Source organism: Streptomyces spinosus (assembly GCF_020400655.1).
Classification (GTDB): Bacteria; Actinomycetota; Actinomycetes; order Streptomycetales; family Streptomycetaceae; genus Streptomyces; species Streptomyces argyrophylli.
Map to the genome: position 1 here is coordinate 79,104 of NZ_JAINRC010000023.1, position 21,513 is coordinate 100,616.

The 21,513-nt window shown below is 70.2% G+C and carries 18 protein-coding genes and 3 pseudogenes; 8 read left to right on the plus strand and 13 right to left on the minus strand.

All coding sequences use genetic code 11. The features are described 5' to 3' along the window. The first annotated feature begins 49 nt into the window (after positions 1-49). Entirely contained in the window at positions 50-562 is a 513-nt protein-coding gene (locus LG395_RS35005; RefSeq protein ID WP_225812854.1) for a DUF6884 domain-containing protein, read from the plus strand. 157 nt (positions 563-719) lie between these two features. On the opposite strand, the gene LG395_RS35010 is transcribed toward LG395_RS35005, so the two are convergent. Together LG395_RS35010 and LG395_RS35015 are read right to left on the minus strand one after the other, a co-directional pair. Beyond that, on the minus strand, positions 720-1,172 hold the full coding sequence (locus LG395_RS35010) for an SRPBCC family protein (protein WP_225812855.1): 453 nt from the start codon (positions 1,170-1,172) through the stop codon (positions 720-722). A gap of 190 nt (positions 1,173-1,362) precedes the next feature. Continuing rightward, on the minus strand, positions 1,363-1,932 hold the full coding sequence (locus tag LG395_RS35015) for a hypothetical protein (RefSeq protein ID WP_225812856.1): 570 nt from the start codon (positions 1,930-1,932) through the stop codon (positions 1,363-1,365). Between LG395_RS35015 and LG395_RS35020 the strand changes: the two genes are divergently transcribed. Then, positions 1,931-2,242: a hypothetical protein gene (locus tag LG395_RS35020; RefSeq protein WP_225812857.1), complete on the plus strand. Its 312-nt coding sequence runs from the start codon at positions 1,931-1,933 to the stop codon at positions 2,240-2,242. The two genes, LG395_RS35015 and LG395_RS35020, sit on opposite strands and share 2 nt — an antisense overlap. Before the next feature lie 207 nt (positions 2,243-2,449). On the opposite strand, the gene LG395_RS35025 is transcribed toward LG395_RS35020, so the two are convergent. Continuing rightward, a complete protein-coding gene (locus LG395_RS35025; protein ID WP_225812858.1) occupies positions 2,450-3,658 on the minus strand; it encodes a phospholipase D-like domain-containing protein in 1,209 nt (402 codons plus the stop codon). A gap of 562 nt (positions 3,659-4,220) precedes the next feature. Between LG395_RS35025 and LG395_RS35030 the strand changes: the two genes are divergently transcribed. The 4 genes and pseudogenes from LG395_RS35030 to LG395_RS35045 all read left to right on the plus strand — a co-directional run bounded on the left by LG395_RS35030 (position 4,221) and on the right by LG395_RS35045 (position 7,512). Further along, complete coding sequence (locus tag LG395_RS35030) at positions 4,221-4,751, plus strand: DUF6584 family protein (RefSeq protein ID WP_225812859.1); 531 nt, start codon at positions 4,221-4,223, stop codon at positions 4,749-4,751. Positions 4,752-4,848: 97 nt separating this feature from the next. Continuing rightward, positions 4,849-4,977 (plus strand): annotated as a pseudogene (locus tag LG395_RS35035) (IS5/IS1182 family transposase); the annotation flags it as partial. A gap of 232 nt (positions 4,978-5,209) precedes the next feature. Next, positions 5,210-5,620 (plus strand): hypothetical protein, encoded by a 411-nt coding sequence (locus tag LG395_RS35040; protein ID WP_225812910.1) that lies wholly within the window; start codon positions 5,210-5,212, stop codon positions 5,618-5,620. Between the two features lie 611 nt (positions 5,621-6,231). Beyond that, positions 6,232-7,512, plus strand: coding sequence for an MFS transporter (locus LG395_RS35045; RefSeq protein ID WP_308071479.1), 1,281 nt, complete (start codon positions 6,232-6,234; stop codon positions 7,510-7,512). Between the two features lie 229 nt (positions 7,513-7,741). Here LG395_RS35045 and LG395_RS35050 read toward each other — a convergent pair whose 3' ends face one another. The 10 genes and pseudogenes from LG395_RS35050 to LG395_RS35105 form a co-directional block, all read right to left on the minus strand. After that, positions 7,742-7,930: a hypothetical protein gene (locus tag LG395_RS35050; protein ID WP_225812860.1), complete on the minus strand. Its 189-nt coding sequence runs from the start codon at positions 7,928-7,930 to the stop codon at positions 7,742-7,744. After that, positions 7,903-8,634, minus strand: coding sequence for a type 1 glutamine amidotransferase family protein (locus LG395_RS35055; RefSeq protein WP_225812861.1), 732 nt, complete (start codon positions 8,632-8,634; stop codon positions 7,903-7,905). Before LG395_RS35055 ends, LG395_RS35050 begins: the two co-directional genes overlap by 28 nt. A 505-nt stretch (positions 8,635-9,139) precedes the next feature. Continuing rightward, positions 9,140-9,367 (minus strand): annotated as a pseudogene (locus LG395_RS35060) (VOC family protein); the annotation flags it as partial. A 517-nt stretch (positions 9,368-9,884) separates the two neighbouring features. Beyond that, entirely contained in the window at positions 9,885-11,579 is a 1,695-nt protein-coding gene (locus LG395_RS35065; protein WP_225812862.1) for an ABC transporter family substrate-binding protein, read from the minus strand. 77 nt (positions 11,580-11,656) lie between these two features. Next, positions 11,657-13,753: a dipeptide ABC transporter ATP-binding protein gene (locus LG395_RS35070; RefSeq protein ID WP_225812863.1), complete on the minus strand. Its 2,097-nt coding sequence runs from the start codon at positions 13,751-13,753 to the stop codon at positions 11,657-11,659. Beyond that, on the minus strand, positions 13,750-14,682 hold the full coding sequence (locus tag LG395_RS35075; RefSeq protein WP_225812865.1) for an ABC transporter permease: 933 nt from the start codon (positions 14,680-14,682) through the stop codon (positions 13,750-13,752). The genes LG395_RS35070 and LG395_RS35075 overlap by 4 nt, the downstream gene beginning before the upstream one ends. A gap of 1 nt (position 14,683) precedes the next feature. Next, positions 14,684-15,667 (minus strand): ABC transporter permease, encoded by a 984-nt coding sequence (locus LG395_RS35080; RefSeq protein WP_225812866.1) that lies wholly within the window; start codon positions 15,665-15,667, stop codon positions 14,684-14,686. A 1,122-nt stretch (positions 15,668-16,789) separates the two neighbouring features. Then, positions 16,790-17,431: pseudogene (snpA, locus tag LG395_RS35090) on the minus strand (snapalysin); the annotation flags it as partial. A gap of 398 nt (positions 17,432-17,829) precedes the next feature. Then, positions 17,830-18,117, minus strand: coding sequence for a hypothetical protein (locus LG395_RS35095; protein WP_225812868.1), 288 nt, complete (start codon positions 18,115-18,117; stop codon positions 17,830-17,832). A gap of 228 nt (positions 18,118-18,345) precedes the next feature. Then, the gene (locus tag LG395_RS35105) at positions 18,346-18,825 is read right to left on the minus strand and encodes a winged helix-turn-helix transcriptional regulator (protein ID WP_225812870.1); all 480 of its coding nucleotides are present in this window, start codon (positions 18,823-18,825) and stop codon (positions 18,346-18,348) included. A gap of 61 nt (positions 18,826-18,886) precedes the next feature. Here LG395_RS35105 and LG395_RS35110 point away from each other — a divergent pair, with 61 nt between their 5' ends. Together LG395_RS35110 and LG395_RS35115 are read left to right on the plus strand one after the other, a co-directional pair. Further along, a complete protein-coding gene (locus LG395_RS35110) occupies positions 18,887-20,341 on the plus strand; it encodes an MFS transporter (RefSeq protein ID WP_225812871.1) in 1,455 nt (484 codons plus the stop codon). Between the two features lie 520 nt (positions 20,342-20,861). After that, a complete protein-coding gene (locus LG395_RS35115) occupies positions 20,862-21,488 on the plus strand; it encodes a pyridoxamine 5'-phosphate oxidase family protein (RefSeq protein ID WP_225812873.1) in 627 nt (208 codons plus the stop codon). The last annotated feature ends 25 nt before the right edge of the window (positions 21,489-21,513 follow it).

Genomic DNA, 21,513 nt, shown 5'->3' on the forward strand with positions numbered 1-21,513 from the left:
CCGTACCGCGTTCCATTTCCCGTCACAAGCGAAGCGGAAGGGAATCTTCATGGACTGGACGGACTACACCGACGGCTTCCGGCCGGAACTGGTCGTCGTCCCCTGCGGTGCGCGCAAGCTGGACCATCGGGCCCGCGCTGCGGACATGTACGTCGGTTCGTACCACCGCGCCTGCCGAAGGGCGGCCGAGGCGCTCCAGCCGGATCGGCTCGTGATTCTCTCCGCCTTCCACGGTCTGCTGGACCTCGGTGACGAGATCGACCCCTACGACGTCCCGCATGGGCATCCCGACGCAGTGACGGCCCCCGAGCTGCGCGAACAGGCGGAACGACTCGGCCTGAGCGCACTCGACCCCGTCGTCGTCCTCGGCGGCGCCCGGCACGTCTGTCTCGCCAAGACCCTTTGGCCGCACGCGCACACCCCGCTGACCGGGACGCGGGGCATGGGTGAGCAAGTCGCGCGACTCACCGCGATGGCACGCGCGGCAGCCACGCAGCCCCCTGCCACGGCGAAGACCCGCGGACCACGACGCGCCGTGACAGTGCGACGCCTCGACAACTGACCAGGCGAACGCACACGCCCGTACGGCAGGCCCGCGGGCCGGCGCCGCACACGCACGGTCGCTCAGCGTCGGCCCGGCCTGCGCGGGCGCGGGTCCGGCGAAAGAGCCGGCCCCGCGCCCGCGCAGATGACCGGGTGGCGTTCCCCGGTCGGTGGTGTCAGACCGCGCCGCGCCAGGCGCCGGTCTCGTTGCCGCCGCGGGATTCGATGAACTCCTTGAACCGCTTCAGGTCGCCGGTGGCCTGCCGCTTGACGAAGCCGAGTTTGTCGCCGACGGTCTCGGCCAGCCCCTCGGGTTCGTAGTCGAGCTGCAGCATGACCTTGGTGGTGGCCTCGTCGATGTAGTGGAAGGTGACGACGCCGGCCTGCTTGGCCTCACCGCCGACGCTGGTCCAGGCGACCCGCTCGTCGGGGATCTGCTCGGTGATCTCCGCGTCGAACTCCCGCATGACTCCGCCGATCTTCGTCACCCAGTGGGTGAGGGTGTCGCCACGCTGCTCGATACGCTCGACGCCGTCCATGAACTGCGGGAAGTCCTCGAACTGGGTCCACTGGTTGTAGGCGGCGCTCACGGGGACGTCGACCTCGATGGATTCCTCGACCTGCGACACGGGTGATCCTTTCTGGAAGGTGAAGTCAGCTGTGCTGTGACACGTTCCTTCTCAGGCGGTTCTCATGCCTGCCCGTGTGCACCCGTCTCGGCCGATCTGTGCCGACGCCCTCACGACCCGGCGCCGAACGGGCCCCTGACGTGCTCAGCCTCCGAGGCGTCCCCGAGGGGCGCCGGCGACCGGCTGACCGTCATGGCAGGAGCGGGGTGACGGCGCGGGCGTGCTCCCACATGCCGTGCAGTTGCTCGAGTGGCCGTTGCTGTTCGCCGTGCAGGGCGTTGAGGACCACGAGGGAGCCGGTCAGGGCCGGCACCGCCCACTGCACGCAGGCGAGCTGGCGCCGGGCCTTGGCGGTGTCGATGGGGTGCCTGGCCGCCTTCTCGGTGTCCTCGGGGTCGGGGGAGGAGGCGAGTTCGACCTTCTTGCCCAGGACGCGGGCATAGGCGGTGGCGGCCAGTGCCGCCGCGGTGACGACCGTCTTCGCGGTGGTGGAGCCGGCCACGCCTTTCTGCGTGCACACCCGGTGGGCGTTGGCGGCGAGCAGGCCCCCGCCTCCGTACAGGTGCGCGGCGACCGCGGCCGCACTGACCGGCGTCCACTTGTTCCACCCGGCTGACGCGATGCGCGCCTGGGCGGTCTCCGTACCGCCTTCCTGCCTGGCGGCCCCGTTGAGACCGACCGCGCCCATCAGGGAGCCACCGAACCACGCGGCCAGCCCCAGATCGTGCAGGCTGCGGATGACGGTATTGCGTCCGGACATGGCGGTGCTCCTTGCAATGCGGGACATCGGTGAGCCGATGAAAGGGCAGGTCTCCGATCACCCTCGCCCAGCCATGGGCGGCTCGCGATCGCTGATCGCCCAGTCGTGGCCGGTGAAGGTGGCCGTCGCGGCGTGGACGGCGCGAGCGGCGGCCGAGCCCTGGATCCGCGACGCGTCGGGGCCTGCTCACGAGTGGCCGGCCGGCAGCGGCCGCTCCTGTCCGCGGCCCAGCGGACGCCGACGTGAACGCGTCGATGTGCACCCGGCTGAGGCCGTGCCGGATCAGCCGAAGCGCGGCCCGACCGGGTGATCATCCGGTCCGGCGGGATGCGCGGGAGCGGGTCGGCGGGTCGGCGGGTCGGCGGAACCCCCGATCACGTGCGGAGGAGGCTCATGCGGGCTCGGGTAGTGACGAGCGCGCCATGCGGGCTCGGGTCCGTCACGAGCGCGCGTCAGCCGGGGGACGGACACCCGTCGGGGGTCCGATCGCGCGGCGCGCCGAGGCGTGCGCGGCGTCTCACAGGAAGTGCCGGATCGGAGCGACGGCGGCTTCCTTGGCGCGCTGGAGTACGGCCCGCCGTCTCCATCGGGTGAGGTCGATGTCGACGCTGCGCCGCAGGTCCGCGTCGTAGTCCCGGTCGAGTTCGGCGGTGAACGTCTCGTCCAGGACGGCGAGCATGACCTCCTCGTCATGGTCCATGGACCGGCGGTTGAAGTTGGTGGATCCGATCAGGGCGGCGACCGAGTCCACGGTGATGATTTTGGCGTGCATCATGGTCGGCTGGTACTGGCGTATGTGCACGCCCGCTTCCAGGAGACGTGTGTAGTAGTGCTGGCCGGCGAGTTGGCAGGCGCGCTGGTCGGTGTGCGGCCCGGGAAGCAGTATGTCCACACGCACCCCGCGGCGGGCGGTCCGGCACAGCAGGTCGATGAAGTAGGTGTCGGGGGCGAAGTAGGCGGTGGCCAGGCGGAAACGCTCCTCGGCGGAGGTGAGCATGACGCGGATGAGCGTCTGCATGTCCTGCCAGCCGATGCTGGCCGAGCCGCGTACGACCTGGACCACCGACGAGCCGGCCCGCTCGTGCTCGACGAAGCGGTCGCGGTCGTCGTAGAGCTGGTCGTGGCACTCGGCCCAGTTCTGCGCGAACGCGGCCGCGATACCGTCGACGGCCGGTCCGCGCACCTGGACATGGGTGTCGCGCCACTCCCCGGGGTTGCGGGCGTCACCACACCATTCCTCCGCGATACCGACGCCACCGGTGAAGGCGGCCTGCTCATCGACGATGAGAGCCTTGCGGTGGCAACGGTGGTTCTGCTTGAACGGCGACAGCCAGGCGGGCTTGCGGAACCAGGCCACCTGCACACCGGCCGCGTCCATGAGATCCAGCAACCCCTGCTCGATCTCCTTGGCGCCGAAGCCGTCCAGCAGCAGACGGACGCGCACTCCCGCCCGCGCGCGATCAGCGAGAGCGACGGCGAAGTCCCGGGCGATCTGACCACGCCAGTACACGAACGTCATCATGTCGATCGTGTACCGGGCCGACCTGATCGCCCTGAGCATGGCGGGGAAGATCTCGTCACCGTTGCGCAGGGGCAGGAGTTCGTTGCCTTCGGTGGCGGCTACACCGATCAGCCGTTCCAGACGGCGGCGCAGCCGTTGCTTGCGTGCTGCCGCGTCGGACGCGGTGAGGAGGGCCGGGGCTGCCGGTTCGCTGTCCAGGATCATGTCGTATCTCCCGTTCGGTCATTTCGGCCATGCGGACGGATCGTTACGGGCCGCTGGTGGAGCCCGAGAACCAACATGCCCGGCGGGACCTGCCACATGTCGGCGGCGGGTCAGTCCTCGCCGCCCACGTCCTGGGCGCGAGCCACGACGAGTCTGTCGACCGATCACCGAGGCCGGCCGGGGCCTGCCCCCGCAGCACGTCGTTGACCGCCCCGGAGAGGGACCTCCTGGACGCGGCCGCGGACGGGCGCGCAGCGACGGTCCTCGAGGAGGACGTGGCCGAGTACGTGGCCTCCTACCCCGGCTGGGTACTGTTCCGCCCGCCCGGCCCGTACGCGCTCGTCCCCGGCCGGCTGCCGCAGCCGTACGCGCCAGGGACGGACGAGGGCGGCGCCCCGGCCTTTCCCCACCGCAACAAGCAGCCCGTGTGGCCACTCCAGCGCCAGCCCAACCAGCCGGGCTTCGCACCTGTGCCCGGCGCGGCAGCACATCGTGCAGAGTGGCAAGTGCTGGGCAACAAACCGGGTCGACGAGAACCAGTGCGGTATCCGATCATGTGTTCATGCCCCTGAGCGAGACCCTTGCCCGCGTCGATGCGGACCTGGCCGCCGGCCGCGTTCCCGTCGCGCGCCAGCGATTGCGAGGTCTCGTCTCGTCCTTCCCGTACGACCTGACGCTTCGTCGGCGTCTGGCCGAGGTGTACCGGCTCTACGGCGACGCCGCCGAGGCTGGACGCTGGATGTACCTGGAGGAGGACCGCAACGCCGACGAGACCGCCGCCTTCGAGACGCGGTACGGGTCTCCCGGGTGGCGGATGAAGGCCCTCGCCTGGAGCGGCCCCGAGGCGATGGCTGCCACCTCCTTCGCGGAGAGGCAGTTGATCGCAGTGCGGACTGCCTGCGCCGAGGAGCTGGGGCATCCCGTCGACTGGGACGACCCCGCCTCCTACCGGGACGGCCTGGAGGAGAAGTACGAGGAGGCGCCTTATGGGCCGTGGACGGTCGGCGGTGTGCTGGCGGGGACCGGCTGCTCGGTGGGGGCCCTCGCGTTCCTCGCGATCTGGGTCAACGGAGTCATTGCCCTCTTCGACTGACCCGGGCGGCCAGGGGCCGGTGAGGAGGATCGCCGTGAAGCATGCCACCGGAGGATCGGGTGCTGCCGGCCCCGGGGGCCGGCGCCCCTGCCCCACCGTCGGCCGACCGTTGCCTGGCAACCGCAGCGCCGGCAGGGCGTGGGCACGGTCCGAAGCCGAGCCCGCCATCGGCCGCACCACCGTGATCACCGACGCCGGCTACCCGTCGAGAAGAAGTCACGGACGTGTGGCCTCGGGCGACGCCCGGACGGACCTTGCCTGGGCCACCGGAAATTCCAGCTGGTCACCCGGCGCCGGCAAGGAGCAGATCCACCGCTCCCTTGGTGGCCGACCAGGCTCAGCACAGTGCCGCCGGCGGCCGAGTGGCCCGTGCCGGCGGCTTCGGGCCTTGGGCAGGAACACGGATCCTCCGTTCCCCTGTCGACGGGATCAGCGCCTAACTGTTCGGAGAACCTCGCATGGCAGACGTCATCCCCCTCGGCATTTTCGGCAAGATCGCGAGCCAGTCCGCCTGGGCGGAGAACGCCGACGCGCTTCGTCGGCGAGCGGGTGAGATCCCCACGCAAGAGCGGCAAGAAATCGCCGGCTATCTCCGCTCCGGCACTCCGGTCATCGCCCTGATGGGATACTCGGAGGACGTCCTGGGCAACAAGTTCGCCCGCTCCGGCGGTACAGCCGTCATGAGCGACGGACGCTTCTTCTGGCGGCTCGACGCGGCCGACTACGTGGAGTACTACGGCATCGGCCTCCCAGAGGAGTTCATCGCCCACGGCGCCGCACGTCAGTGGATTGCCCGGACCCTTTCGCGCGGCGAGCTCATCGAGGTCGACGACCGCCTCGTCGAACTGAGGCGATCCGGGGTCCTGTGACCTGAGCGCCCCCACCGACGCCGGTGCCGTCGCCGTCAGGCCGTCAAGGGAGCCTCGGCGCAGTGTCGCCCGGGAAGCCGCGCCGGCGAACGGCGCGGCGACCGGGTGTGTGCGGACTGGGCAGAGATGCCTGCCCGGAGGCCGGCCGCTGGATCCATTGCCGACGTCGCCCGCCGCGAGGGCGTCGACCTGGACGATCACTCCGCCCACCGGCGTCGCGATCGGCGCGGGCCGGGGCAGGGGCCCCAGGACCACCGTGCTCGAAGCCTTGACCCGTCTCAGCGATGGTAGGCATGCGCACTCCGGGTCAGGCGGCGGTCGCCTACGGACAGCGGTGGGCGACCCCGGGCGTCAACGCACCGGGCTCACCCCGGACATGCGCAACCACGTCAGCAACGGCAAGACCGCCGACCGACTGCCATCCCGTCCGGGCCGTCATCGACGCCCCGCCCTCCGCGAGACCTCGGCACTGAACCCTGCGCTCCTGCGGCACCCACGCGTCCCCTGCGGAAGGAGACATGTTCCGGGGTGCGTCGGGTGATGGCCTGATCATGCGGTAGTGGGCGCTCGGTGTCACTACGCTGAGCGCCTTCGCACCCGGGGAGGTTCGGTTGGTACGGCGAGACACGCTGGGGCAGGACTTCCGGCGGTTGTGGGGCGCCTACGCGGTCAGTGCGGCGGGCAGTGCCGTCGGCATGGGGGCGTTGCCGCTGATCGCTCTGCTGGTGCTGGATTCCTCCGCGTTCCAGGTCTCCGTGCTCGCCGCGTCGTCCGCGGTGGCCAGTGCGGTGATCGCTCTGCCGCTCGGTGTGCGGATCGAGCACCAGTACAAGCGGCCGGTCATGATCACCGCCGATGTGGCCCGTTGTGTGATGCTGGCGAGCATTCCGGTCGCCATGGCTTTCGACAGGCTCACCTTCATCCAGCTGTGCGTCGTCGGCGTTCTGCAGACGGCGTCGTCCGTCGCGTTCGACGCGGCGAGCGGGGCGCACCTGAAGGCACTGGTCTCACCCGAGCACCGTCTGCGTGCCAACAGCCTGTTCGAGACGACCAACTGGATCAGCGTCAGCGCCGGCCCGCCCGTCGGCGGGCTTCTGATCGGAGCCCTGGGTGCGGCCGCCACAGTGGTGGTCGACGCCTTGTCGTTCCTCGGATCGGCCCTGGGCGTCCGTCGCATCCGGCAGCCTGAACCCGCGCCACCGCAGCGCGCGGCCACGTCTCACCTGGGCAGCGACATCGCTGCCGGGTGGCAGTACCTCCTGAGGCACCCGGCGCTGCGCCCGCTGTTCTTCAACGCGCTGCTCTTCGGCGGATCCGTCATGATGGCCTCACCGCTGATGGCCGTTCTCATGCTGAAGGATCTGGGCCTGGCGCCGTGGCAGTACGGACTCGCCCTGGGGCTGCCGTGCGTGGGAGGCGTGCTGGGCTCACGTCTGACTCCACTGCTCACCCGGCGGTTCGGGCAGCGTCGTGTTCTGCTGCTGTCCGGTGTCGGGCGCACTCTCTGGACGATCCTGTTGCCGCTGACGCCCTCGGGTGCCCTCGGCGTGTGCGTCATCGTGGCCGCCGACTTCGGCCTGCTCTTCTCCGCCGGGGTCTTCAACCCGTCGTTCACCACGTATCGCATGGCGGCCACACCGGACGCGCTCATGTCTCGCGTCGGCACCTCCTGGTCCGTCGGCTCGAAGACGTGCCAGGCCGCCTTCATGATCGCCGGTGGCCTCGTCGCCGCCGCAGCGGGCGCACGCGGCGCACTGTTCATCGCCGGCCTGTTGTGCATGGCGAGCGCGCTGCTCCTGCCATGGCGAAGGGACCGCATGTCCACCGGGCATGTTCCGGCGCCCGCGACGGAAACGGTTCCGTCCCCGGCCGCGGACAGGCCGTCCGCGTAGCGGCCCACCTCGCCGAGCGACGGCGCCGTGAGGCAGAAACGGACGACGGCCGGTTGCCGGCGGGAAGACGCCGCCACCCGAAGGTCGCCGGTGCGGCTGTACGCGAACGTGCCGGAGCGGCCCTCGGGCAGGGAACCAAAGACCTCCGTGCGGTGCAGTCCTGGACAGCTCCACCACACCGGAGGTCTTCGCCACGATCAAGCCCGACAGGCGTCGACAACGTTCGTGATCAGTACACCTGGTCGGCGGTCGCGACCGCTTCGACCAGGGCCTCGGCGGCGAGCAGACCGAGTTGGTGGGAGGCGAGGGGGCTGTCACCCGTCAGGAGCTTCCGGTCCCGGTGGGTCCTGCCGGTCATGTCGTCGTTGATGACGTTCAGTCCCTGCTTGCTCAGCAGATCGGCCACCAGCCAGGGCAAGCGGCCGGGAAGATAGCCGATCTCGAGGTTCGCCCCCTCGTCGAGTGCGTCGGGGAAGACGCAGACCGAATACCCCTTGAACAGCGACTCGTCCCTGCCCATCGAAGCAGCGAGCAGCGCCGCCGGGCCGTGGCACAGGGTGATGACGAACTTGTCGTTGGACAGAGAGCCCACTCGAGCGTCCGGCTCACCGCCTCACTGGCCGGCAGCCCGACGACGGCCCCATGCCCGCCTGGAATGAAGACGGCGATGTAATCCGAGTCCTCTCCGAGTTCCTTGGCGACGACCTCGGAGAGCTTCTCGGGCTGCTTGAGCTTCGCCCTGAGGACCTCGTACGTCCCCATGACCGCTTCGTCCTCGCGGGGCATCGCCCACAGCTCGAGCTTCGCCGGATAGCCCTCCAGCGTGGCGATGTCGACGTCGAAGCCCGCCTCCATCACGTGATGAAGCGGAAGCAGCATTTCCACCGGGTGGTTTCCGGTGGAGAACATCTTGCCGTTCTCCAGCAGGACGTAGCGCTCCTCCGTCGCGATCATGAGCACCTTCCACTTCCCCTGGGTGTAGGCGCCCCTGTGCTGGACCCCATCGAAGTCGGTCTTAGACGACGTGTACTGACTGAGCGAATACGGCGACGGGAAGTACGCGTCGTCTTCGGCCGGGTCCGGCGTGGGGGCCCTGCTCAACTCGTTTGCGGCCTGGGACATGGCGACCCGCTTTCCTTGGTGCTGTGCGGGGAACGTGTCGCGCCCTGGATCGCTGTGGCGTCGACCCTGAGGGCTCCACCGAGACGCGTCCGCCCCGTCGCAGGGGGTCCGTTTGCGGGGTTCGCCGCCGCGCGGAGACGAAGGGCGCCCGTTCGAATTGACACTTCACATCCTGCCCGGCACCCCCGCCCCACGCGACCGGACCGCTGCGCTCAGCTTCCCCCTGGACGGGCCCTCACCAGGGCTTTCCTTGGTCGATTGGGGGCAATGGTCATCCGGACTGCCCGCATCGCGGGTATCCGCATAATCGAGCATACACTCGATAATCGGTGGTGGAGGTGAGCGTCGTGAACGACGCCGGGAAGCAGGTCCAGACCGCGCGGGCGAGGATGATGCATGGGCGGCTTCCATCTCGCTCCTTGGTGTCGACGCCCGGGCGGGCATCGACCGCCGCGGCCAGTGCGGGGTCACCGGAGTAATAGTCGAGACCTGTGACCGGTTGAACTCATCCGCGGTTGGCTGGGTTGATCGCGACGAGTTCGATCTCGAAGCCGTCCTCGTTCTCCAGGTAGGCCGCGTAGTGCTCTTCGCCACCGGCGTGCGGGTGCAGGTGGGGGAACAGCAGGCGCCAGCCGTGCTGTGTGGCCTCGGCGGCCAGGGCTTCGGCGGTGGCGGCATCCTTGACGTGGAATGCCAGGTGGTTCAGCCCGGGTCGGCAGCGGTCGTGCCGGTCGACTCGATCCCGTACACGGAGCGAGGCTGATCCATACGGAAGCCGCAGCCGAACTCGACTACCCCGACGTGCCGCAGCCCGTCGTCGACCTGGCGAGAGCGCTCGACCTGGCGAGCGGTCAACCTCCGGACCGGCAGCGCGTTCGGGACCGGGTCACCTCCGTGGCGCGGGACTTTCCGGCCACGGAAAGCTCACCGGGACCACGGCCTTTGAGCTACGCCGTATGACCCACCGTGACCGGTTCACGCGAAGCGAGCCAGAACCGGATCCGCGGACGAAGCCGGCCGGCCCTGACCCGGGGCCGGCGGCGGCGCCGTGGTGACGCGGTGTGGTGTGCCGTCGCGGACCGAAGCGTTCAGCGGCGGCAGCGGGTCCGCCACCACCCGAACCAGCGCGGGCAGGTGCCGTCAGGGCTGCTCCGCCCAGGGCCGGGGTGCGCCATGCCCGCTGCCGGAGGCCGGGGAGGGGGCGATCACGGATCAAGACGGCGCGAAGACGCCCCCACGGCGGCGAGGAGTCACTTCTGCCAGCCGACCGTCTCCGGCAGGGGCGTGCCGAAGATCGTGGCGCCGACGTTGGCCAGCCCCTTCTTGACACCGTAGACGGAGGGACCGCTGTACAGCGGCAGGAAGGCGTACTGCGCGAGTTCCTTGCGTTCGATCGCGTTGGCCTGGGCCGTCTGCTTCGCGGGGTCGGAGATCCGGGACGCCGCGTGGATCTCCTTGTCCAGCTCGGGGGTTCCGGTGCCGGTCAGGTTGGAGTCACTGTCGGTGCCGTAGAACTGGTACAGGTAGCGAGCGCCGAAGGGGTCCGTCGAGCGGTTGCCGGAGAGGAAGAGGTCGAAGTCGCGATCGCTGAGGATCTTGGAGAAATCGGCTTCGTCGGCCTTCTTGATGTCCACCTGGATGCCGACCGGCTTGAGCATGGCGGCGAACGCGTTGGCCGTCGCCTTCTCCAGCGGGTCGTCGCCGAGCAGGGTGTAGCCCACCCTGAGCTTGGCGCCGTTCTTCTCCCGGACGCCGTTGCCGTCGGCCTTCCAGCCGGCCGCGTCGAGAGTCTTCCTGGCGTCGTCGGGCGAGTACTTGATCACCGATGAGACGTTGTCCGAGTAGCCCTTCTGGAAGCTGTACAGCAGCGCCGAGCCGGGAAGAGGCTCGGAGTAGTCCAGGCCCTGGAACTGGATCTTGGCGATCTGTGTCCTGTCGACGCTCTCCAGCAGCGCCTTGCGCACCTTGACGTCCTTGAGCACCGTGGACTTCGCGTTGACGTAGAGCGAGTACTCGAAGGGGCTGCCGCCACGACGGATCTCGGTTCCGTCGACCCCGCTGATCTGCTTCAAGCCCTCGGCGCTGCCGGTGGCGGCATAGTCGACCTGCCCGTTCCTGAAGGCGTTGATCGCGGCCTCGGAGTCCAGGTTGACGTAGACGCGCTTGTCGAGCTTGCCTCTCTTGCCCCACCACTTCGGGTTGCGGACGAAGGTGAGGTTGCCGCTCTTGGTGTCGAAGGTGCCGACGGTGTAGGGACCCGCGCCCCATTCGGGATGCGCCTTCTTCACGTAGGCGTCGTTGAAGTTGGCGACCGTGGCGGCCTTGGGATGCAGGAACGTCGTGAACAGGCTCGACCACCACGGGTCGACTCCCTTGAAGTCGATGACGGCCTGCCGGTCGTCGGTGCCGCGGGTGACCGAGACGATGTTGCGGTAGCCCTCGGTGTTGGTCGCGTTGTAGTCCTTGTTCGAGCCGTTGTTGGCCTGCCAGGTCGCCTTCACGGCCCGCCAGTCGATCGGGGTGCCGTCGTTGTAGGCGGCCTTGGGGTTGAGTGTGAGGACCACCCGCTGGTTGCCGCCGGTCACCGTGACCTTGACGTCACTGAGGTAGTCCGGGTTGTACTGCACGTCACCCGTGGGGGAGTAGGTGATGACATCCGGGTTGTACCAGAACCACACACGGCTCGCGGTGAGGGTGGCGTTGGCGTTGAACGGGTTGCCCTGGTCGTCGAAGGTTCCAGGAGTGGTGTAGGTACCTCCGTCCTTGATGTTGTCGTACGGCTGGGGGTTGTAGTCGACCTTCGCAGAGGCGACCGCGGGCGTCGAGCCGTTTCCCGCCTTCCCGGCGTTCGGAGCGTCGGCCCCGGAGGAACTGCAGGCGGTGGCCGTGACGGCGAGGGCGAGGGCGACGGTGAGCGCGGAGGCGGGGGCGATGCTCGATCGCATGGGGAGTTGATCCGTTTCTCTGTGGGGTGAGGCGGCGCCACGCGTCGCGGCACCGCTGCGGAAGGCGAAGGAACCGGTCAGCGGGCGTGGCAGGCGTGGCGGTGGTCGGTTCCCGATGCCGCCGGCCGCAGGAGGGGCCGTTCGGTGCGGCAGCGCTGTTGTGTCCCGCCGTCGAGCAGCGGGTACAGCGGACAGCGGTCGGCGAAGACACAGCCTCGCGGGAGACGTGACGCACTGGGCTGCTCGCCCTTGAGCACGATGTGCTCGCGAGAGCGTTCCACCTGTGGATCCGGCACCGGGATCGCCGACAGAAGGGCTTCGGTGTACGGGTGCCGGGCGTGTGTGAAGAGGTCTTCGGTGGCACCGCTCTCGACGATGTGTCCCAGGTACATGACGGCGATGCGGTCGGAGACCTGTCGCATCACCGCGAGGTCGTGGGCGACGATCAGGTACGCCAGGCCCAGTTCGTGCTGGAGCCTCGTGAGCAGGTTGATGACGTCGGCCTGGACGGACACGTCCAGGGCGGACACGGGTTCGTCCAGGACCACGATCCGCGGTTCGGTCGCCAGGGCGCGGGCGATCGCGACGCGCTGGCGCTGGCCGCCCGAGAGAGCCGCTGGGAAGCGGTCCGCCAGCGACGCGTCCAGCCCGACGAGGGACAGGAGTTCCTCCACGCGGACCCGGACGGCGTCCCGGTCCGTACCGACGGCCTGGAGCGGTTCCGCGAGCAGCCGGAAGACGGGCAGCCGCGGATCGAGCGATCCCATGGGGTCCTGCATGACGATCTGCACCGTGCGGCGCAGTTGCTGGGTCCGTTCCGTGGAGCGTGGTGCGGCGACGTCGGTGCCCGCGATTTCGATCAGGCCGTGCTCGGGCGGCCTCAGGCGCATGATCTCCAGCAGGGTGGTGGTCTTGCCGCTGCCGGACTCGCCCACGAGCCCGAGGGTTTCACCGGCCCGCAGTTCGAAGCCGACGTCGCTGACGGCGTGCAGCGTGCCGACGCGGCGTTTGAGGAACGCCCCCTTGGTGAGCGGGAACGTCCTGGCCAGTCCGGCGACCCGCAGCACGGTCTCACCGGGGCCACGCCGGTCGGGGCGGTGCTCTTCGACGGCCGCTTCGGGTGGCGAGAACAGCGAACCGGCCGCCGGGTTCCCGTCGGCTATGTCATGGGAGCGCCAGCAGGCGACCCGACCGTGTCCGGGTACGGCGGTCAGCGGTGGTTCTTGCTGGTGGCAGCGGTCCACGGCGGCGGGACAGCGTTCCGCGAAGGAACATCCCGCCGGGAGGCCCACCAGCGACGGTGGTTCGCCCCCGATCGGTACCAGCCGCCCGCTCGCCCGTGCCTCGGGCCGGGGTACCGCGCCGAGGAGCCCGATCGTGTAAGGCATGGTCGGCCGCGCGAACAGCTCGTGGGCGCCGGCCTGCTCCACGATCCGGCCCGCGTACATCACGGCGACGTCGTCGGCGTACCCGGCCACCACCCCCAGGTCATGGGTGATCAGCACGAGGCCGGCGCCCGTCTCGGTCTGTGCGGTCCGCAGCACGTCCAGGATCTGCGCCTGCACCGTCACGTCGAGAGCGGTGGTCGGCTCGTCGGCGACGATGACCGACGGCGAGTTCGCCATCGCCAGAGCGATCACCACGCGCTGACGCATGCCCCCGGAGAACTCGTGCGGAAAGGCGCGCGCGTTGCGGTGCGGCTCGGCGATGCCGACCAGGTCCAGCAGTTCGACGGCGCGGTTCCACGCGGCCTGCCGTGTCAGGTCCTGGTGCACGCGCAGCGCGTCGGACAGCTGTCTGCCGACGGAGAAGATCGGGGTCAGGGCGGACAGCGGATCCTGGAAGACCATGCCGATGTCCTTGCCGCGCACGGCGGACAGTTCACGGTCGCCGAGCCCGACCAGGTCACGGCCGCCCAGCAGCACTGAGCCCGACACCTGGGCCGTCTCCGGCAGCAGCCCCATGACGCCCATCGCCGTCGCCGACTTGCCCGACCCCGACTCACCGACGATGCCGAGCGTCCGTCCGGGCAGGACGTCGAAGCTCACTTCCCGCACGGCCTGTACCGGACCGGCCTCCGAGGGGAAGGCCACGCTGAGGCCGCGAACGGACAGCGCCGGTGCTGTCGCGGCGGATCCGGCGGGTGGGTGCGTCCCCGGGGATGTCACGGTCATCGCCGGCCTCCGCGCGCACCGGTGGCCGAGCTGGGGTCGAACGCGTCGCGCAGGCCGTCCCCGACGAGCGTCATGGACAGGGTCAGCAGCACCACCAGCGCTGCCGGGTAGCCGAACAGCCACGGTGCGGTGGTGATCGTGCCGGATCCGTCGGCGAGCATCGTGCCCAGTGACACGTCGGGTGTCTGCACTCCGAAACCCAGGAACGACAGGGCGGTTTCACTGAGCACGGTGGCGACGACTCCCAGAGTGAGGTTGACGATGAGCAGGGAACCGAGGTTGGGAATGATGTGCCGCAGGATGATCCGCCACGGCCGCACGCCCATGAACTCGGCGGCCAGCACGTAGTCCCTCTCGCGCAGCGAGGTGGAGACGGACCAGATGACCCGTGCCGTCGACATCCAGCCGAAGACGGTCAGCACCAGGATGAGCACCCGCCAGTCCCCGGCCAGGTGATGCGAGACCAGGGCCAGGATCAGGAACGACGGCACGACGAGCAGGAAGTGGATGACGGTCAGCGTCAGCCTTTCGACCCGGCCGCCGAAGTACGCGGCACCCGCACCGATCACCGCGGCGAGCACGATCGTCAGTACCGAGACGCTGACGGCGATCACGAGGGAGCGCTGCAGACCGTGCACGGCCTCGGCGTAGACGTCGTTGCCGCCCTGGTTGGTGCCGAAGTAGTGCGTGCCACCGGGGGGCTGGGTGAGTGCGGTGAAGTCCACGTCGGTGTAGGAGAAGTGCGTGAGCCAACCGCCGCACACACTGAACAGGACCAGCAGCACGAGGAGTACGACCCCGAACAGCGCCGGCCGGTTGCGGGCGAACCGCCGCAGATACAGTCGTCCGCCGCCCGCACGGGCCGCCGGACCAGGCGCCGTCGTGTCCGGATCGAGCGGCTCGGGCAGGGAGGTCACCGTGGTCGCCATGTCACCTCACCCGCACTCGGGGGTCGAGGACGACGACCGCGACGTCGGCCAGGATCGCGCCGATCGCCGTCATGCCGGCTCCGAACGCCGCGACGGCGACGGCACCGTGCACGTCGTTCTTGGCGATCGTCTGGACGAAGTACTGGCCCATGCCGTTCCAGCCGAAGACGGTCTCGGTGATCACCGCGCCAGTGAAGATCGCCGGGATGCTGAACGCCACGGACGTCGCCGTGGGGATCAGCGAGGCGCGCAGTGCGTGTCGGCGGATCGCCTGGGCACGTGTGAGGCCGGTGGCGCGGGCGGTGCGCACGAAGTCCGAGTTGATGTTGTCCAGCAGCAGCGAGCGCTGGGTCAGGTGGTAACCGACGTAGCCGAGCAGGGTCAGGCTCAGCGTCGGCAGGACGAGGTGCCGGAACCGGTCGGCGACCGTCGGCCAGACTCCGCTGACGTCCGGGGACTTCTCTCCGGCGACGTACAAGAGGCGCCAGCCGAGGTGCTGGTTCAGCCAGATCCCGGCGAAGACGACCGCCAGCGCCGCGACAGCGGCCGGGACGTTGAAGAGGAACACGGAGACGAGCTGGGTCGTCCGGTCCCACCACCCGTACTGCCGGGAGGCGGTGAACACGCTCAGCGCCACACCCGCCACCACGGACAGCAGTGTCGCGGCGGTGACCAGCTGGCCGCTGACCACGACCCGGAAACCGATCTCCGAGTCGACCGACGCCCCGACGGGGGACTTCCCCCAGTCGAAGTGCAGGAGCACGTTGCTGAACCAGTGCCACCACCGGTCCGCCAGAGGGGTCCGGGGATCCAGGTTGTAGGGCGCCAGCGCGTGATCGATCTGTTCCTCGGTGCGGACCGGCCGCAGCCCCCGGTAGTTGGACCTCGGGTCGAGGAACCAGGCGGCCAGCACGTACGTCACGTTGGTGGCGACGACGATCATGACGAGCCATCCCGCTGCCTTGCGCGTCAGGTGGCGGATCACAAGCCCGCCCCCCTGGGCGAGCGGATCTCGACGGTCGTGGCAGCGCGGGGAGCCGGCGAGGGTGTGCCGGGATATGGCATGAGCCTGACACTTTCTGAGGGCGAAGGGCACGCCGTCCTGGTGGAGCGGTGATGGACCTGCGGGCGGATGTCGTTCGCTGTGCATCGGGCGAGCACACCGACCGGCATTGATTCTTCGGCCGTGATCACGCTCCGCGCCAGGCCTCCCGGGAGCCTGTCACGTGATCGCAATGCGGGTGTCACAAGGCCGGAGGCGTGTCCCCGGAGCCGGTCCAGGACCCTGTCCGGCCGACCCTCCATCCGTGCCGCGTCGAGCTGGAGCGGCACCCGGTGCACCCCGGCACCGCCGGTCCCCGCCGCGGCCCCCGGCAGCCGCGTCACGAGCCGTCCGCGCACACCTGGCAGCCGGTGTGGTGGGTGATGCCGGAGGAGGACGAGGCGGGAGCCCGCGAGGCGGTGGGCGCGGACGGCGGTGAGGGCGGGCCACCGTCTCGCCGAGACCCACGACGACGGAACCGGCACGATCAGGCACGTGGACGAGGTCCAGGTCTTCCGCGTGCGCCGCGACGGACCGGGAACACCACGACCGGCTCGCGCGAGGCGAGCCGGTCGTGTGTCGAGTCGATGAACCGGATCACCGGGTCGAGACCCGGCTCGATGGTCCTGGAGTACCGGCCGTACCGGCCGACCACGGCGGCACCGGACTTTCCGGGCGGCCGACGGCAACACTCAGGCGACTGTCCTGGGCGTGTGACCGAGGCCGTCCGTGACGGAGGGCCGCCGCCCGCTCGGGAAGTGATCAACCGGCCCCGGCCGTCAGTCAGGGCGCATTGCGGATCGCTTGCCACGGACCGTTACCCGGTGTCACGATCCGCACCCCCGGTGCAGTGCCCAGGCCTCCCGCGCTCGGGTTCCCAGCGCTCGGGCCCCCCACGCCCGGGCCCCCCGCAGGCGGGCCTCCCGCGCTCGGGCCTCCCGCAGACGGGTTTCCCGCAGGCGGACCTCCCGCGCTCGGACCTCCCGCGCTCGGGTTCCCCGCGCTCGGGCCTCCCGCGCTCGGGCCCCCCGCAGACGGGTTCCCCGTGCTCGGGGCCTGAGCGGCTCCGGTGGCCCACAGCTGGTCGACACGCGCGCGCTCGGTGGCGTTCGGGTAGCGGTTGGTGCAGGACGGACCGGGGCCGCCGCCCGACATCAGCTCACTGCACGGCCCGCTGTAGTCGTCCGGAAGACCCAGCACGTGTCCGGTCTCATGGGCGACGACGCGGATGGAGTCGTTCTGCTGGGTCTGGGTGTAGTCGAGGAAGATGGAGCCTTTTCCGTGGCCGTCGGTGTCCGCGTGCGACCCCCGAGGGTCGTTGCCCTCGGAGTAGGAGAAGTCGGCACCGCTCGAAGCCTCTTCGAGCTTGACGTGGGACTCGGAGCTGTTCCAGATCGAGGCCGCGCTCGATATCTGTGAACGGAAACTCGGCGCCTTGGAGGCGTCGTAGTGGATGGTCACCGTCTGCGCGTCGGGCTGGGCGGCGCTCTTCTCGGCGACCGACTTGAGGACGGCCTCGAAGAACGCCTTGTTGTTCGCGGCCTCCTCGGCCGACCCGTCGTACCGCGCCACGGAGGTACCGGCTGAAGCGGCCGGGGTGGCGGCCGGCTCTGCGCTCGCCGGCACTGCCGCGCCCAGCGCGCTGGAGGCCAGCCCCAGGCCGAGAGCGAGGGAGAGGAGTCGCGGGGACGGTCGGGAAAATTTCACGTGGGGGGCTCCTGCTCACTCGGTGACCGATCGCCGCAGTGCGCGGTCGAGTCGGCGTGAACACCGGTTCTCAACTGCGGCGACGTCCTGTGGGCCGTAATTCTTAAAACGGCTCAACAGGGTGCGCAACGGGTCCCTCCACTACGACGCCTCGTAGGCCCTCAGGCCTCTCCGGGGCAGCGGGCAGGCCCCCGCGTCAGGGCATGGCGACAGGAGGACGAGCTGTCGCGACGTCAGAAAACCTCACAGGCAGGGGTTGTTGGCATGCTGGGCGACCGGGCGGAGCCCCCGTACGCACGACAGGATGCACATCCAACCCAAAGTGGACAAAGCGCTTAATATCCTCTACGCCGCTCCTACTAAGGGCGCTGGTTGATCGGTGGCTCGCGTGACCGACGTCACGGATCCACACCCATCGGCCAACGAGGACGGACGGCTGCGACGAGCGCCTTCAGCGACACTTCCGCCGAGCGCGTTCCCTGGCGGAGCCGGACCGTCCGGATCACCGGACGCGGCGACTGCTCGGCCGGGGTGTCCCGCTGCACGCCCGCCTGCCGGATGCCACCGCGCTCAAGGACCTCGCGGTCCTGCGTGCCGACGCCGTCGGGCATGCCGCCGCAGCCCACTGCGCGGGTGGCCTCGTCCTGCGCCGCGTCCCCGCCGTCGGCCGCGTTCTGCCAGGCCAAGGGCCTGCCTGGTCGTGCGGCGACTGGGGGCCGGACTCGGGCGGGAATCAGGCCCTGAAGTTCCTGTGGCAGTGCTGACGTGGTCTCCCGGCGAACTCCCTGGGGCGCTGCCCGGTCACCTCGACCCCGCTCACTGACGCCACCACCGGCGTCGGTGTCGTGACGGAGGCTTCGAGGCCGTCCGCACGACAGCGGTTGATCAGCGGGGGATCGTGGCCTCACCGCTGTCTACGAGGCCTGCACCGGACCGGACCGGTCCCAGCCGGGGATTGTCTCTTCACGGTGGATGTCCTCGGCGTGGACCCGCTCACCGCAGACCTCGCAGACCGTGTGGGTGACGAGCTCGTGGTCCCGGTGGAGGAGCCGGACGGGAGGTGAGGTGACGGCCCAGCGGTCGCCCCAGCCGATGAGCTCGCGGGTGATGCCCGCCAGGTCGCGTCCTGCCTCGGTCAGGTAGTAGCCGCTGTGGCGTGCGTCGTCCGGCAGCGGGTGCCGTTCGAGGACGCCGCTCTCCACCAGCGCCTTCAGGCGTGCCGCCAGGCGGTCCGTGGGGGCGCCGGTGTTCCTGGCGATCTGCCGGAACCGGTGGTTGCCGAGCATGACCTCGCGGATCGCCGGCAGAGCCCATCGGTCACCGACGATCTGCAGGGCGGCGGCGAGCGAGCAGGGGCGTCCGGCCATGTCCTGGGGATCGATGCGTGTGGTCACGGTCCCAGTATCACCTCGCAATGGTTTGATTTCCAAACCACCCTCGTGCTTCACTTGCGCCATGCCCACGACGCTTGGATTTCCAAAGCACACCCGAAGGGCCACCATGGTGGTCCTGTTGGCCGTCTTCATGACCAACCTGGACCTGTGGATCGTCAACGTCGCCCTTCCGGCCATGGGAGCGAGCTTCTCCGGGGGCGGCAGCGGCGTGACCCTCGGTTCGCTGTCCTGGGTCCTCAACGCCTACGCGATCACCTTCGCCGCGCTCTTGGTGGTGGCCGGGCGCGCCGGTGACCGCATAGGCCAACGGCCGGTCTTCCTCACCGGGGTCGCCGTCTTCACCCTCGCGTCACTGGGCTGTGCCCTGGCCCCGAACCTGGCGACCCTCGTCGTGGCCCGGGTGGTACAGGCCGTCGGGGCGTCCGCCCAGATCCCGACGTCCCTGGCCCTGCTGCTGGCGACGGTGCCGGCCGAACGCCGCACCCACGCCACCCGGAACTGGGCCGCGGTCGGAGGACTCGCCGCCGCCGCCGGACCCGTCGCCGGCGGCCTCCTGACCGAGGTGGACTGGAGGTGGGTCTTCGCGGTCAACGTGCCCATCGGCATCGCCGCGCTCGTCGCCGGCCGATCGGCCCTGCCGCAGCCGGCCGCGCGGGAGACGGGGCCGCTGCCCGACCTCCTCGGCGCCCTGCTGCTCATGTCGTCGGTCGCGGCACTGTCCGGGGCGCTGGTGCAGGCCCCCGACTGGGGCTGGACGAGCGGCGGCACCGTACTGCTCGTGGCCGTCGCCGTGACCGGCGGTGCCGCGTTCGTCCTCAGGTCGCTGCGACACCCCCGCCCGCTGTTCGAGCTGCACCTGCTGCGGCTGCCGCGCTTCGGGGCGGCGAACGCGGGCAGCCTCGCGTTCGGCGTCGCCTTCGCGATCATGCTGCTGTCCAACGTGCTGTGGTGCCAGGAGGTCTGGCACTGGAGCGCGCTGCGCACCGGCGTCGCCCTGGTCCCCGGTCCCGCCCTCGTGCCGGTCGTCACCCTGCTGACCGCCCGCGCCGCGCAGCGCTTCGGACACGGTCCGCTGGTCGCCGCCGGCGGGCTGCTGTTCACCGGCGGCATGATCTGGCGCGTGTGCTTCGCGTCCGTCACACCGGATTACGCGCTCGACCTGCTGCCCAGCCAGCTGCTGACCGGAACGGGCGTCGGCCTGGCCCTGGGCACGCTGGTGGCCGCCGGTGTGCACGCCCTGCCCGGGCACCGCGCGGCAACCGGGTCGGCGCTGGTCAACTCCGTCCGCCAGATCTCCGCCACGATCGGCGTGGCCGTCCTGGTCGCGGTGGTCGGCTCGCACGTCGGTGCGGCCTCACGGAACGACTTCCGGACCGCCTGGGGTGCGGCCGCCGTACTGGGCCTCGCGACCTCGGCGATCGGCGTGCACCTCAGCCGCGGCGGCGCGGGCCGGACGGTGTCCGCCACGGCGAGGGAGCCCGAGGCGGACGCGCAGGCTCCGGCGGATGCGTCGTGACCGATCACTGTCGTGGTGCGGCGGCCGGGCCGCCGGCCGGCGCAGGGCCTCCTCGGACGAGGCGGTGCCGAAGCATCGGTTCGGCCGGAAGCCCCGGACCGTCTCGGCCTCGTAGACGTCCGAGCGGGCCCGGAGCGGGATCGTCGACGCCGCCGGGCCGGTCTGCCGGTGCGCGGAAGGCGCGCCGTGGACCACGACCTCCCCGCCGGCAGCCGACGCATGGGCCAACCGCCGCACGCGCTGCGCGGAACGCGGCCCGGTCGCCGTCGAAGGGCCGCAAGGCCGCGCACCGCATCGTCGCCTCGGCAGGGCCGGAAGCGTCGGCCGGAGCCGGGGACCGACCGCCCGGTGGTGCCCGGATCGACGTCGAGGCAGGGCCGAATGGCACAGGGCGGCCCTCGGTCCGTTCACCGAATCGTGGAGTTCATCGGGGCTTGTGAACTAAGCTCTGGACCCAAGTCGTCCCTCGTTGCTCTTTCCGCGTGCCCGGTTGGATTCCTCGATAGGGAGGCAGCGCCGCATGAGCCGATACGCCCACGTGGCCTTCACCGAAAACGTCCGGCGCGTCCAGGAGGAGCGGGGAAGCGCCGCCGCGATGCAGCGGCTGCTCGCCTCGGACCCGGGGCGTGCCGACCGACTGGGCGCCGACGAGGCCGAGTTCATCGCGGCCCGCGACGGGTTCTACCTCGGCACCGTGACGGAGACCGGCTGGCCGTACATCCAGTTCCGCGGCGGGCCGCCCGGATTCGTGCACGTGCTGGACGAGGAGACGCTGGCCTTCCTCGACGTGCGGGGAAACCGGCAGTACATCACGACCGGCAACGTGCGCGGGAACGACCGGGTCTCGCTGTTCTTCATGGATTACGCGCACCGCACCCGGCTGAAGGTACTCGGCCGGGCCGAGATCAGGGACGCCGCCGAATTCCACGGCCTGCGGGACCGGTCGGGGGACGCGCGCACCGACGGGCACGAGGAGGCGCTGATCGTCGTGCGGGTCGAAGGCCTCGCCTGGAACTGCACCAAGCACATCACCCCGCGCTTCTCCGAGGCCGAGCTCGCGCACGTGCTGGAGCCCGTGTACGAGCGCCTCGTGCGCCTGGAGGAGGAGAACCGGGAACTGCGTGCGCGGCTCGGGGCGCGGACCTGATCCGCACCCCGAGCCGCGTCCGCGC